12 protein-coding genes are annotated in these 13,526 nt (G+C 41.7%); 4 read left to right on the top strand and 8 right to left on the bottom strand.

What is annotated here, in order from left to right:
* Nucleotides 1-54: 54 nt before the first annotated feature.
* Both iadA and yfcC read right to left on the bottom strand, forming a co-directional pair.
* Nucleotides 55-1,227, bottom strand: coding sequence for a beta-aspartyl-peptidase (gene iadA, locus ACOSV2_RS00535; RefSeq protein WP_428973539.1), 1,173 nt, complete (start codon nucleotides 1,225-1,227; stop codon nucleotides 55-57).
* 75 nt (nucleotides 1,228-1,302) lie between these two features.
* Nucleotides 1,303-2,805, bottom strand: a complete 1,503-nt coding sequence (gene yfcC / locus ACOSV2_RS00530; protein WP_428973538.1) for a putative basic amino acid antiporter YfcC — start codon at nucleotides 2,803-2,805, stop codon at nucleotides 1,303-1,305.
* A 174-nt stretch (nucleotides 2,806-2,979) separates the two neighbouring features.
* On the opposite strand from yfcC, the gene ACOSV2_RS00525 reads away from it, so the two are divergent.
* Nucleotides 2,980-5,019 carry a sigma-54 interaction domain-containing protein gene (locus ACOSV2_RS00525; protein WP_428973537.1) on the top strand — a complete coding sequence of 680 codons (2,040 nt, stop codon included), beginning with the start codon at nucleotides 2,980-2,982 and terminating at the stop codon, nucleotides 5,017-5,019.
* A gap of 832 nt (nucleotides 5,020-5,851) precedes the next feature.
* Nucleotides 5,852-6,376: a universal stress protein gene (locus ACOSV2_RS00520; RefSeq protein ID WP_149155054.1), complete on the top strand. Its 525-nt coding sequence runs from the start codon at nucleotides 5,852-5,854 to the stop codon at nucleotides 6,374-6,376.
* A gap of 52 nt (nucleotides 6,377-6,428) precedes the next feature.
* On the opposite strand, the gene ACOSV2_RS00515 is transcribed toward ACOSV2_RS00520, so the two are convergent.
* On the bottom strand, nucleotides 6,429-6,881 hold the full coding sequence (locus tag ACOSV2_RS00515) for a helix-turn-helix transcriptional regulator (RefSeq protein WP_113971553.1): 453 nt from the start codon (nucleotides 6,879-6,881) through the stop codon (nucleotides 6,429-6,431).
* 161 nt (nucleotides 6,882-7,042) lie between these two features.
* Here ACOSV2_RS00515 and ACOSV2_RS00510 point away from each other — a divergent pair, with 161 nt between their 5' ends.
* Entirely contained in the window at nucleotides 7,043-8,449 is a 1,407-nt protein-coding gene (locus tag ACOSV2_RS00510; RefSeq protein ID WP_428973536.1) for a cryptochrome/photolyase family protein, read from the top strand.
* A 65-nt stretch (nucleotides 8,450-8,514) separates the two neighbouring features.
* On the opposite strand, the gene ACOSV2_RS00505 is transcribed toward ACOSV2_RS00510, so the two are convergent.
* Entirely contained in the window at nucleotides 8,515-9,759 is a 1,245-nt protein-coding gene (locus ACOSV2_RS00505; RefSeq protein ID WP_113971555.1) for a dicarboxylate/amino acid:cation symporter, read from the bottom strand.
* A gap of 371 nt (nucleotides 9,760-10,130) precedes the next feature.
* Here ACOSV2_RS00505 and ACOSV2_RS00500 point away from each other — a divergent pair, with 371 nt between their 5' ends.
* Nucleotides 10,131-10,559, top strand: coding sequence for a phosphatase (locus tag ACOSV2_RS00500; RefSeq protein WP_428973535.1), 429 nt, complete (start codon nucleotides 10,131-10,133; stop codon nucleotides 10,557-10,559).
* Nucleotides 10,560-10,605: 46 nt separating this feature from the next.
* On the opposite strand, the gene splB is transcribed toward ACOSV2_RS00500, so the two are convergent.
* The 4 genes from splB to ACOSV2_RS00480 form a co-directional block, all read right to left on the bottom strand.
* Entirely contained in the window at nucleotides 10,606-11,634 is a 1,029-nt protein-coding gene (gene splB, locus ACOSV2_RS00495) for a spore photoproduct lyase (RefSeq protein ID WP_397553239.1), read from the bottom strand.
* A gap of 12 nt (nucleotides 11,635-11,646) precedes the next feature.
* Nucleotides 11,647-11,892 (bottom strand): transcriptional regulator SplA domain-containing protein, encoded by a 246-nt coding sequence (locus ACOSV2_RS00490; protein ID WP_397553238.1) that lies wholly within the window; start codon nucleotides 11,890-11,892, stop codon nucleotides 11,647-11,649.
* A 121-nt stretch (nucleotides 11,893-12,013) separates the two neighbouring features.
* The gene (locus ACOSV2_RS00485) at nucleotides 12,014-12,796 is read right to left on the bottom strand and encodes a TatD family hydrolase (RefSeq protein ID WP_428973534.1); all 783 of its coding nucleotides are present in this window, start codon (nucleotides 12,794-12,796) and stop codon (nucleotides 12,014-12,016) included.
* Nucleotides 12,789-13,526, bottom strand: coding sequence for an ABC transporter ATP-binding protein (locus ACOSV2_RS00480; RefSeq protein ID WP_324747685.1), 738 nt, complete (start codon nucleotides 13,524-13,526; stop codon nucleotides 12,789-12,791). Before ACOSV2_RS00480 ends, ACOSV2_RS00485 begins: the two co-directional genes overlap by 8 nt.

Raw genomic sequence — 13,526 nt, 5'->3', positions numbered from 1 at the left:
AACAAAAAAAATAGCCCAAAGCCCCAAGGCTCCAAGCTACTTTAATACCTAAAATCATTCAAACGTGCCCTTCACAACCGCTTCCCCGTTCTCTACCATCAACTTACCTTTGGCAAACACCGTGTTCACTTCAAGCGTATCCTTATCCAGCAGCACCAGATCAGCGTCCTTCTCTACCTCAACGTGACCTTTTTGCTTTAACTTCAGGATTTTGGCAGGGTTTGATGTTATGACTTTAATGGCTGTTTCTAACGGAATGCCTTCTTCCAGAACAGCTTCCCTTACTTCACTGTATAGACTCGACACCTGACCTATCTGTAATCCGATCAGTTCTCCGTCCCCATCAAAATTAGGTAAGCTTGCTTGTCCATCGGAGGTGTATGTGATTTGCTCCACCGGTACACCTGCATCGAGCATACGTTTTAGCGCTTTACTGCATTTCACTTCGCCATCTTCAAGAAACTGGGGAATGGTACTGGTCGTAAAGTCTACATAACCACCTCTTTGAGCGTACTGAATCCCAGCTTCAAACAGATGGGCATTTCGATTGATATGGGTTGGATAGAATTGTTTGATCGGAATATCTGTTGTATCAACTATCTCCTCCAGAAGCTTTAAATGGTCATGACTATCTCCTACATGAACATTGACTATTCCGGATTTACCGGACAGCATGCCCCCGATTCGGGCAGCAGAAGCAATTTTCGTTAATTCGTTTACTGTGGGTTGAGATGAGCGATGGTCAGCAATCGCTACTTCACCTACTCCGATGATACGGTCTACTAATATAATATCGTCCTCGATTTTACCGGTAAGAGTTTTCAAGGGCACTTGATAAGAACCGGTCTGCGCGTAGCAGGTAATCCCCTCTTCTTCAAGGCCATTTGCTTTCGCCACAAGACTTGCCATCGTTCTCGTCGTTCCATCTGTTCCAATCACACCAACAAGAGTCGTGATACCGGCAAGTGTGGCCTGAGTCAGTTGAATTTCCGGTGTTCTCGTACGAAAGCTGCCCTCGCCGCCTCCACCCATTATATGTACATGCGAGTCTATAAATCCAGGAACAACATATTTACCTGTTGCATCTACAAGCTTTATATCCACAAATTGATGAGGAGGTTCAATCTTATCTTCAATAAAACCTATTTTATTATCTACTATCAATATATCCTTTTTCCCTAAAAATTCTGGAGCATAAACTTCTCCGTTTTGAATTAATGTCAGCATGATGTTTGCTCCCTTCACTTCTTATTTATATAATCGTACCGAACCTTATAACAAGGTTCGGTACAATAAATGAAATCAGAAACCGATGAGTGTTGCCGTTATAACAAAGATCGATGACAGAACGAATAGAATGAGCATGAATTTAATAATGAATTTAGCCCATATACCCCAATCGACACGGGCAGCTCCAAGTGTACCGAGTAAGGCAGCAGAGGTCGGAACAAGAATATTGGTTAATCCATCACCTAATTGGAAGGCAAGGACCGCTACTTGACGCGAGACTCCGGCAATATCTGCAAGTGGAGCCATTAAAGGCATTGTTAGAGCGGCTTGACCAGAACCAGATACAACAAAGAAGTTGAATACAGACTGGAATACATACATACACCAGGCAGAAATGGCTTCAGGGAAATCCCCGACCACTTGTCCTGCTCCATATAACATCGTATTTAATACAGAAGGAGCGTCAGGTGAATCTCCACCAAGGATAATGACGATTCCTTTTGCCATACCTACAACTAATGCAGCCGGCAATAAATCCTTCGCTCCTTCGATGAACCCATCTGCTATATCATCCCATGACATTCCATTCAATTTAAATAGAACGCCAATGATTCCTGCAACTAATCCAATCGTAAAGAATTGGCTTGCAATCTCCGGGATATAGTAAGCGTGTTCCACCACTCCCCAAATGATCCAGGCAATACCTGCTGCAACCGTTAATATGACAAGTGAATGACCCAAAGTGAATTGGGTATTTAAGTCTTGTACTCTGCCTTCTTTACGGAAGTATTCATCAGAAGCGTAAGATAGACTTCGTTTAGGTTCCTTATGAATCGTTTGGGCATATCTCCATGTGTAAATGATTCCCACAAGTGTAAAGACAATCCACATAACAATACGGAAACCCGCTCCGGAAAGAACCGGAACACCTGAAACACCTTGGGCGATGGCCACCCCGAATGGGTTCATCCATGAAGTGGCAAAACCGATTTGAGTCGCCACGTAGGTGATCATGATTCCAGTGATCGCATCATATCCAATCGCAATCATGATTGGAACGAGAATCATGGCAAAGGCGATCGCCTCTTCCCCCATACCGAACACGGCTCCCCCTAATGAAAATAAGAAGAACATAATAGGGATGATAAGAGATTCTTTTCCTTTCGTTCTCTCAATGACCTTGAGGATACCTTCTTCAATGGCCCTTGTCTTCATGATGATACCAAACGCTCCACCAATTATTAAGATAAAGGCGACTACACCTACAGCGGATCCCCATTTATCCCCTGATACAAGACCTTCAAATACATAATTAAGGAATCCGATTCCGCCACCCGCCTCGAAAAGACTGGTTCCTTCTCGAATTAGATTTCCATCATCATCCTTTAAATAACTGAACGAATCAGGATTTAATACCGTTTTCGTTTGTTCTTCTCCATCCTGCATGAACGTGATTTCTTCTGTAGTGAATTGCCCCTTTGGTACGACATACGTTAAAATTGCGGCAGCCAGTACAACGAAAAAAACAATGATAAATGTATGCGGCACCTTCCAGGCCTTTTGTTCTTTCTCCATTTCTTTCCCCCCGTTTGACAGTATGATTTACTTCACAAATGTACATGCAAGTTCCGTGCCAAACAATAATTATCTGAAAATACAAACTTTAGATGTGTTAATGGTTATTATCGGTTAAAATAAACTTAACCATTAAACCATTTATAAACCAATTAAACCATCAGGGGGAAACGTATGAAACACGAATTAATTCTATTAGCTGGAACTAAGGAAACAGAAAGAGCTCTTAAGGAGCAATTACAATCCGTTTTCGGAGAACTGATCAATATAACGAGTTATTCTTGTGATGAAGGGATTCCTACATTTTTCACCAATGAATTGATTGTTTATTCTTCTGCGCTGATCGCACCAGAAGTGAAGGAATATATCGATTTCGGCTCATGCACCATCATTAAAGCACGTCGAACCGTCAATTACGAATACATAGATCGTATTTTCGAATTACCTCCGGGAAAAAAGATACTTTATGTGAATGATTTCATTGAAACAGCCAAAGAAGCAGTCTCTACCTTGAAACGGTTAGGAATAGATCATGTCGATTACATTCCATACTCTCCAATTGGAGACTACCCTAGACAAATTGACATTGCCATTTCACCTGGAGAAACAGCAAGCATCCCCCCTTCCATTCCCAGCAAGATCGATATCGGTGTACGCCTGATCGATTTGAATACCATTATGAAAATCATCTATCACTTTCAATTGTCAGAGCAGTTGACCTTCGATATCACCGATCGCTATACAAGAAAGATCATCGAGCTCAGTCAAAAGCTGGGTGCCATCAATCGAAGGGCGAAAACGTTAAATAAATTTTTAAATAAAGTAGTGGATGGTGTAAATGATGGAATCCTTGCCTTTCAGGAAGACGGAGAAATTACCGTATTCAATGAAGTGCTTGAACGAATGGTTGGGATTACAGCTACCCATGCGAAAGGAAAAAAACTAAACAGGGTGTTCAAGAATATCGAGCTCAATCATTTTTTGACGTCCCAACAGGATGAAGATCAACAATATTTTACTCTCCGTCAGCAGAATGTGATGATCTATCGTTTCCGTTTGAAGGCAGAGGGAGTCATTGTCGCAACGTTTAAAGATATGGAAGAAACCATCGAGATGGAAAAGGTTCGAAAACGGGAGCTGCAGCGGATAGGATATATTGCCAAATACACATTTGACAGCATACTGGGGGAAAGTGCCCTTATTAATGAAACCAAGATAATCGCCAGAAAACTCGCAAAAAGTGAGCTTCCGATTTTAATTTATGGGGAAACCGGTACTGGAAAAGAACTGTTCTCAAGTGCCATGCATAATGATTCGTCCCGAAAGAACAGTCCGTATCTTGCTGTAAACTGCAGCGCATTGCCTGAAGATCTATTAGAAAGTGAATTATTCGGCTATGAGGACGGAGCCTTCACCGGCGCAAAAAAAGGAGGAAAAAAAGGATTATTTGAACAAGCAGACGGGGGTACCCTGTTTCTTGATGAAATCGGTGATATTAGCCTAAAGCTTCAAGCGAGGCTCCTGAGAGTTCTTCAGGAGATGGAGATCAGACGGATTGGTGGAAACAAGAACATTCCTGTTGATGTCAGGATCATTGCCGCTACCAACAGGGATCTCCAAACCTTAATAATGGAAGGGACGTTTCGTGAAGATCTCTATCACCGTTTGAAAGTTCTATCATTGCAGCTCCCTAGTCTCCGGGATCGAAGCGAAGATATTCCCCTTCTCATCGAGAATTTCCTTCGTATGGAACATAGCAAAATCACCGCAATCGACGATGCTGTATTAAATGCATTGAAGAAAGCACCTTGGAGCGGGAATATCCGTGAACTTAAGAATACACTTCTTTACATGATCACCGTTGCTGAACAAAATCGGTTAACGGTTCATCAATTACCGAAAAATGATAATAATTTCTTTGAAAAGGAACATACTAAGGGTACCTTTTCCCTTCCTGCTATCTCAATGTCCAAAACCGGAGAGTACGTAAAAATCCTTACCGCGCTAGTTGAATTTTTCGAAGAAGGAAAGCGAGCCAGCAGACAAAAGATTTATTCTTCCCTGCAACGAAGCTCCACTCCTCTATCCGTTCAACAAATTCGGACGAGATTAAACGAACTCCAGGATCTCGGGTATGTATTGATCCAGAGGGGGAGAATTGGAACAGAAATTACGCCTGAAGGAGTAGCCTGGTTAAATAATAATGCGGAGTAGGTTTTAACTATCATTTAACAGGGTAACTTTACATTAACCGGTTAGTAATACAAAACATATTTCATTGATACTATAAGTCGAGGTGATTTTAATGGTACGTACAATCTTAATGGTCGTTGGAGCAATTGTTGTCATTGGTTGGATTATCAGCATGCTGTAATCAGAACCACTTAAACTAAACATTATTCTTGCTATTATATGATTTTAATCAAAAAGAAAGAGCAGAACGGATCTTCCCCCGTTCTGCTCTTTCTTTGATTAGCTCTTTTCGCAAAGATTGTTGCTATCTAACATAGGAGGTCTGGCAACCAGTTTGTGATTAAATGGAACATTATTTCTAATATACAAGCTAAAATATACTGCACTTTGAAAATGGTCTTTATATTATCCTATAGTAAGAAACCCAGACATAGAAAGTTGATTGGAACGGAAGGTGCTCGACTCCTGCGGGAGAAAGTCCGAAAAGCGGAGGGGCTTTGCCCAGGGGCGACAAGCATAAGACGAGTCTGCCGGAAAGGCGCTCTTTGCCTTTTTGGCAGACTCGTCTTATGACCTCGAGACCCTAAGCCCTGGAGCTAGACAGTTGAGACCCCACAGGGCAAAGTCCGAGGAGGCTCAACTCACGCCCCGCGGAAAGCGAGCACCGGGAGTGGAAACCAACCACTACTCGCTTTTTCAAAAGCAACAAAGTTTACGAAAACAGCCTTTTGTGAAAAAGCAAATGTTGAATCACTTTTAAAATGGTCTTTATTCCATTCATCGTTTTCCCGAAAAAGATTAAAAAGCTTAATATTGGGTAAATAACAGATATCCTATTGATGAGGTGATTTTGATGTATAAACATATTTTGTTAGCTTATGACGAAACCGATGGAAGCAAGAAAGCATTGGATGAAGTACAAAAATTAATAAAAGGTTCTATAGATACACAATTAACCGTACTCCATATATCAGATGAAAAGGTAGCAAATGAAAGTCATGACAACTATACCCCTACCCATGCATTAGCGGATACGTCACCAGGGTTTGATAACAATTATATGGGGAATCTGTCGGTTTCACCCGACAACAAGGTTCATACTTCGGAGGAAGAACGTCATGAAATTAAGACACCCTCCTCTACACATCACTTTTTAAAAAATGCGAAAGAAAAACTTTCTCCTTACGGGATTGAAGCAAATTATATTCACCTATCCGGTTCAGAAGCAAAACGCATATGTGAATATGCCAAAGAAATCCAGGCAGACCTGGTAGTAGTCGGGAGCAGCCGTAAATCCGGCATGAAAAAATGGGTGCTCGGAAGCGTCAGTGAAAAAGTCACTCAAAACTGCGAAACCAGTGTCCTGGTCGTAAAATAAATGGAACGAATGGAGGGACGGACCTATAAAAGGTTCGTCCCTCCATTATGTATTACTGACCCGTTAACTCATCAAAACGGTTATGGGCATTCTTCTCGTCAAAGCTGCTGTAAATCCGGTAGTCCTCGAAGTCCAAAATTCGGAAGTGCTGACTGAAAAGGTTCTGCTGAAGAATGTATTCATCATTCTTCTTTACATCTTTCCACCAGACCTTCCCGCCCAACGTTTTTTCCTTCCGATAATCAATGCCTTCCCGGGCAATGGTCTCTATTATTTCAAGGGGCTCCCCCCCAAGACTGGTGGTTAAGGTTTCACTATCTTTAAACAACGCACAAATGGCAATGACCGCGGTCCAGCCGGCCATGACTCTGCCTTTTTCAATTTGAACCAGGGTTTTTTTGGATAATCCGATAATGTTCGCCATCTTATCCTGTGTATAACCTGCCTCTGTTCGTATGAGCCTCAATTTATCTGAAATGATTAGAACGATCTCTTCTTTTGTCATCGATTCACACCTTACTTCTTTTATAGTGTAATATTACACTAAGTTGATTTCCATTTTCAAGTAAACGTTCGATTAAACCCATCGATTTTTGTATCACCCTGTTTATTTTACTATACTTTAGGTAAAGAATTGACGCATTTGACTTAAACGGAGGGATAAACATGACAAAACGCATCATTGTCCTTATTAGGGAAGATCTTCGGATTCACGATCACCCTGCTCTCTATAGAGCTTCTCAAGAAGGTATGGTGATTCCTCTATATATCCTGGATGAGGAGACCTCTCACTCCCCCTCTGGAGAAGCTAAGAAGTGGTGGCTGCATCAGAATTTAGAAGCCTTTCAAACATCCCTTCAATCGATTAACGGGCGACTTTGGATAGATAAAGGAAAAGTAGAAGATCTTCTCCCCCAATGGGTTCAGAAAACAAATGCACAGGGGGTTTACTGGAATAGAGTCTATGATCCAAGAGCCTATGAGGGGGATCTCGCTTTAGCCCGTTCTTTGTCCTCAAAGGGGGTAGATGTTCAAACATTCGAAGGGACACTTCTTCTTCCTCCTTGGAAAATCAAAAAGGATGACGACACCCCTTATAAAGTTTACTCAGCATTTTATAAATCATTAAGGAAGGAGGCAATCCCGAAACCTCTCCCATCCGTGAAGAAGATGGAGGTCCCGGACCTCGATGTGGAGTGTCTATCCCTGGGCGATTTAAGTCTCATGCCCTCTATTCCCTGGTTTCACATCATGGAAAGCATTTGGGACCCCGGCGAAGAAGCCGCTATTAAAAGGTATAATGCCTTTGTTAAAAAAAGCATCAAGGACTATTCAGAAGGAAGAGACTTTCCTGCAGAAGGCCATCACTCTACTTTATCCCCTTACTTAACCCTTGGGGTCATATCAGTGAGAAGTTTGTATCATTCGCTCCTTGAAATGGAAGAAGTGCAGGTTGAGCCCTTCATTAAACAATTAATTTGGAGGGACTTCTCCTACTCCGTCCTGCTTCATTTTCCTGAGTCCACCACACGACCTGTAAATGAGAAATTCAAGGAGTTCCAATGGCAGAAGGAGAGGGATCATTTGGAAAGATGGAAAAGAGGAGAGACAGGCTATCCCATCGTCGATGCAGGAATGAGAGAATTATGGGCAACGGGGTTCATGCACAACCGTGTCAGAATGATCGTCGCATCGTTCCTGACCAAGCATTTACTGATTCCTTGGCAAGAAGGCGCACAATGGTTTTGGGATACACTGATTGATGCAGACCTCGCCAATAATTCAATGGGCTGGCAGTGGGTTGCAGGATCCGGCTTTGATTCGGCCCCCTACTTCCGTATTTTCAATCCAACCCTTCAAAGTGAAAAATTCGATAAAGAAGGCACTTATATCCGGATGTGGGTTCCTGAATTAAAAGACGTTCCCCATAAACATATCCACAATCCTTCAGAAGCTTCCGTGGATATTCTGAAAACTGCGGGGGTGGCCCTGGGAGAACATTATCCCTATCCGGTCGTCGATCATAAAGCAGCCAGGAAAAGGGCTTTAGAGCGCTATGATGAAATAAAATAGATATAAAAAATCGAGTCTATGGCCTTTTAAGGCCATAGACTCGATTTAATGGAAACGAAAAGAGACTATGCCTCTCCTCTTTGTTCCTTGATCGTACGTTTCTTTTCAGATTCTGATACAAACAACGCACACGCTGCATCTCCTGAAATATTGATGGAAGTCCTCGCCATATCAAGCAGGCGGTCAATCCCCAGAATTAATCCAATTCCTTCTACCGGCAGGTTTACACTGCTTAAAACCATTGCAAGAAGGATCAATCCGACTCCAGGAACCCCTGCTGTACCGATACTGGCTAAAACAGCCGTTAGTACAACCGTAATCAGTTGTTCCAATGATAAATCAACACCATATACCTGAGCGATAAAGACGGTTGCAACCCCCTGCATAATCGCAGTACCATCCATATTGATGGTAGCTCCTAATGGTTGAACGAAAGAGCTTACTGATTTCGATACGCCTAAACGTTGTTGGGCAACATCCATTGAGATGGGAAGCGTCGCGTTACTGCTTGACGTACTGAATCCTACGCTCATCGCAGGACTGAAATTCTTGAAGAACCAAAGCGGATTCTTTTTTGCCAAAAGGAGGATCGTTCCACCGTAGGTAACGATAGCGTGAATGATCAATGCTGCAAGGACGACTACAAAATAAAGCCACATCGCCTTCAAGGCACTCATACCTTGACTTCCGATTGCAGAGGCGATCAATCCGAACGTTCCGTATGGAGCGAATTTCATTACGAGTGTCACAAGGTACATCATAAGATCATTACCTTGTTCAACAAGCTTTAATATTCCTTTTGTTTTATCTCCTAAAGTTGTTAATCCAAATCCAATAAAGATGGCGAATGCAATGATTTGCAGCATATTTCCTTCTGTCATCGCTGTAAGTGGATTTTTTGGAATAATGTTCATGAGAGTCTCTCCCACTGGAGGAGCATCTTCCGTTTCAAAGCCTTCTGATTGTGTTTTGTCGATTCCCTCTACCATACCGGGATCAATGACATAAGCAAGGGATAAACCAATCACGATGGCAATACAGGTAGTCAATAAGAAGAAGACAATGGTCTTCAACCCTATTCTCCCCAGTTTCTTAGGGTCACCCAGACCTGCAGATCCAAGAACGATGGATAGAAACACAATGGGTACCACAAGCATGCTGATGAGGTTAAGGAATATCTTCCCTAACGGTGTAAACAGATAAGGATCCAATATATCAAATATATCTTTAGCAAAAATATTAAGCAGTAATCCCACAATCGCCCCTAGTATTAAGGCAATGATAATCTTCGTTGTTAAATTAAATTTCATAGATGTACCTCCCCTATCTAATACAAAATAATTAAGAGATGTTTACCCTTAATTACTTTTAGCAAAACTATTATTTTTTAATTTTTTCTATTAGCTCTTCCTGAACTGCCTTCCCATCCATTTTTTTCGCTGCTTCTTCATTCTCCATTTCCTATTATACTGATTTTTTTAATAATTGAAGAAGATTAAGGGTGAATTAAAACATTTTTACTATGTTTCTCCTCACGCCCAACACAATATGTGGGAGTTGAATGATTCTATATGACTACAGATCAACTTCCAATCTTTTCTTTTTTACATTTAATGATTAAATGCTACGTGATTGGGTAAATAGTAATAACAGCATGAAAATAGAAAGGAACATACCTAAAATGAATAAAACAGTCTATTTTCTTTCAAGTAGTCAACAGCGCAGCTTGATAGCTGAAGGGTGGGCCGAGAAGCTCGATGTGTCAGATTGGTCTTTCAAAAGTGCCGGATGGGCTGCTGAGAGTCGTGCTGAATTCAGCGTTTTAGCAATGAAAGAGTTATGTATTGATATTAGTACATTCCCACTTACACGCATTGAGATGAATGAACTTGGTAACGCTTCGGTTATTGTTGCGATTCAGGATACAGAATTTGATGATAAGATAGAGATTCCTTCTGAATTAGAGGATAAAGTCATCTATTGGAATTTGCCTAATCCAAGGAAGCGTTCTGCGACACTTATTGAAGAATGGGTACACTATCAAGAAATTTGTGATGAAATTGCCATGCGGGTAAAAGATTTGGAAAATCTTCTACCACAACTACATTAAGAGGACTGATTACAACTGACATTGTATTGTAATCAGTCCCTTTTTTTTATGTGAAATACTCGAGCTTCGCTTTTGGAAAATGTTTTTCCATGTAGGCATACAGATGATCTTTCATTTCCTGCTCTTCATCCTTCTGATAGATATACTTGCCAATCCCGTATTTACCCCATTTATATCGCCGTTCTTCCTCATTAAGTTCAAGCTTTGTCATCGGATAATTTTTCTCAATGACTCTTTTAGCCGGTTTTGTGAAACGATGTTGAATGAATTCAAAGGTTAAATCCTTTTTCGCTTCTTCCGGCAGGTGAGCTTCCAAATGTTCAAACATTTGCCTATACCCTTCCTGCCATCCTTCGTGGATATAGATAGGTGCCACTATGAATCCTAATGGATATCCTGCTCTAGCTACCTTCCCCGCTGCCTCTAGGCGCTTATCCAGAGGAGATGTACCAGGCTCAAAATTCTTAATCACATAATCGGCATTGATACTGAACCGGAATCTGGTTTTTCCATTATGCTTCGCATCAAGCAGATGGTCGACGTGATGAAATTTCGTCACAAAACGAAGCTTGCCATGCTCGGATTCACCAAAATGCTCGATGGCTCGTTTTAGGGTATGAGTGAGATGATCAATTCCTACGATATCGGACGTACAAGCTGCTTCAAAGCGTGTGAATTCAGGAGCTCTTTCTGCAATATACTTGTCCGCCGACTCAAATATTTCATCCACATTCACATACGTTCGTATATATGGTTTACTCCCCATCGTTGTTTGCAGATAGCAATAGTGACAGTGCCCCATGCACCCTGTTGCAAATGGGATGGCATATTCAGCAGACGGTTTGGATGTATCAAATTTCAACGTTTTTCTCACTCCGACTACTAATGTGGATTTTGCTATCCGGTATTTCTGGAAATGGTTGTCCCCTGGCAAATTACGAACCTGGTTATGCGATGTTGTGTACCTGATTTCCACATCCATTTTTTCAAACTTTTCTTTGAGCTCTTTACCCAGGGGATATTCCAAGGCATTCGGTTCAAAGTAGACCAATTGTGGCACGAACGGTTTTACCATGATTCATCCCTCCTACAGGTCTCCAAATGATTGAGTATAGGCTTGCTCCGCTTCAGCTTCTGAAGAATAAACCGCCATTTCATGTGTTAACGGATAATAGGTTTCGTATAAAAATAATGCCAGTTCGTTCGGATTTTCCGGATCATGTACTACGGCTGCTTCCTGTACGTTGGCGACACTTTGTGTATGTGGATTGCGATAAATCACATATACGACATCGCCAGCTTGATAGGGCATATATTGATCATTCAGTTCCATTCTTTTCACCTTTTCCTAAACGTCATTACAATCATCTTTTGTTATCTCACTGATAAATATGATGGTAAATGATGTTTATAAAAAAACTTCTCCTGCACCAAGGATGCAAGAGAAGAATGATTTAGGAAATCCCATAAAATTCAGTTGTATTTTTAAACAGCTGTTTATATACTTCTGCTTCTTTGATGCGTTTTATTTCGGCGATTTTTTCAATGGACCGATGCATGATTCCGGGATGGGTCATCCTTCCCTGAAAGACGCCTTCAAAACGCCAAGGACCATCTGTTTCAACCATAAGTTTCTCGATTGGGTACTTCTTAACAAGCTCTTGTATCTCCTGCTCATAAAGGACATCAGGGGTGATGGAGATGAAATACCCATTTTGCATCATTCTTTCAATGGTCTCTTCATCTCCTTTAAACCAATGAAAATGTGCTTTTTCTATCGAGTGTTTTTCTAACAGGTCACAAACGATCGGTGCATGTTCATACACTGCATGAAGGATAATCGGTTTGTTCATCCTCTTTGATTCAATAATAAACTGTTCCAAGAGATCGATATACGGCTCCACTTCAACTTCAGGATGTTCTTTCAATTTATAATAAGGCAATCCTACTTCTCCAATTGCCACTATTTCCTGTTCATGCAGCTCAATCAATGATAGAAGCTCGTCGACTTCTCTTTCTGAAGGCAGTTCCTGCTCCGGATGGAAACCTGCAGCCGGTTTGATCCTTGCATCTTTTCTTGAGAGATCTATATTTGTCCTGGAAGATTGAAGGTGGAACGATACAGATATGAGCGCTTTTACAGAATACAGTTCAAGTTCCTGCAGAATCTTATCACGCTGATATCCTTCGTATAAATCCAAGTGAATATGTGCATCAATCAAGGATGGTTTACACATATTGAGAAAGCTCCTCAAAAATGCTCGTTTTCCATTTCAGAAACTCCTCCGTTAAGAGGATCTCTTTGTCGCGGGGACGTGAAAATGGTACTTTGAACTCCTTCTGCACCCTGGCTGGCCGAGTCGATAATACAATGATCCGGTCTGACAGGAACAGGGCTTCGTCAATATTGTGAGTGACAAATAGAACAGAACTCAAGTCTTCCTCCCAAATGGAAAGGAGCCATTTCTGCATGTCCAATCGTGTGAATTCATCAAGGGCAGAAAAGGGCTCATCCAGGCATAAGAAGGATTGGGGACTGACAAGGGCACGAATAAACGCCACCCGCTGCTTCATCCCACCGGATAATTCATCAGGATACGCATTCTCATATCCCTTTAGGCCTGCCCGTTCAATCATGCTCATTGCTTTATCCCTATCTTTCTTCCCATGTAACTCCTGGCCAAGCATCACATTCTCAATCACGGTCCTCCACGGCAGGAGGGACGGACTTTGAGGCATATAACTGATGGTTCCTCTTTGACCATTTATCGATTTTCCATCTAATTGAATATCCCCTGAATCGGGTGTGAATAACCCGCCGATCACGTGAAACAGCGTGCTTTTCCCGCTCCCGGAAGGACCGAGGATCGAGACAAACTCACCTTCTTCAACATGAATGGAAAGCTCATCGAGAATCAGCTCCCCATCGAAGTATTTAGACATATTTTGTATGGATAAAGTCGTCAC

The sequence above is a fragment of the Rossellomorea sp. DUT-2 genome (genome assembly GCF_052665285.1).
The sequence above is the reverse complement of the archived record's forward strand: the minus strand, read 5'-3'. Positions and strand labels throughout refer to the sequence as shown.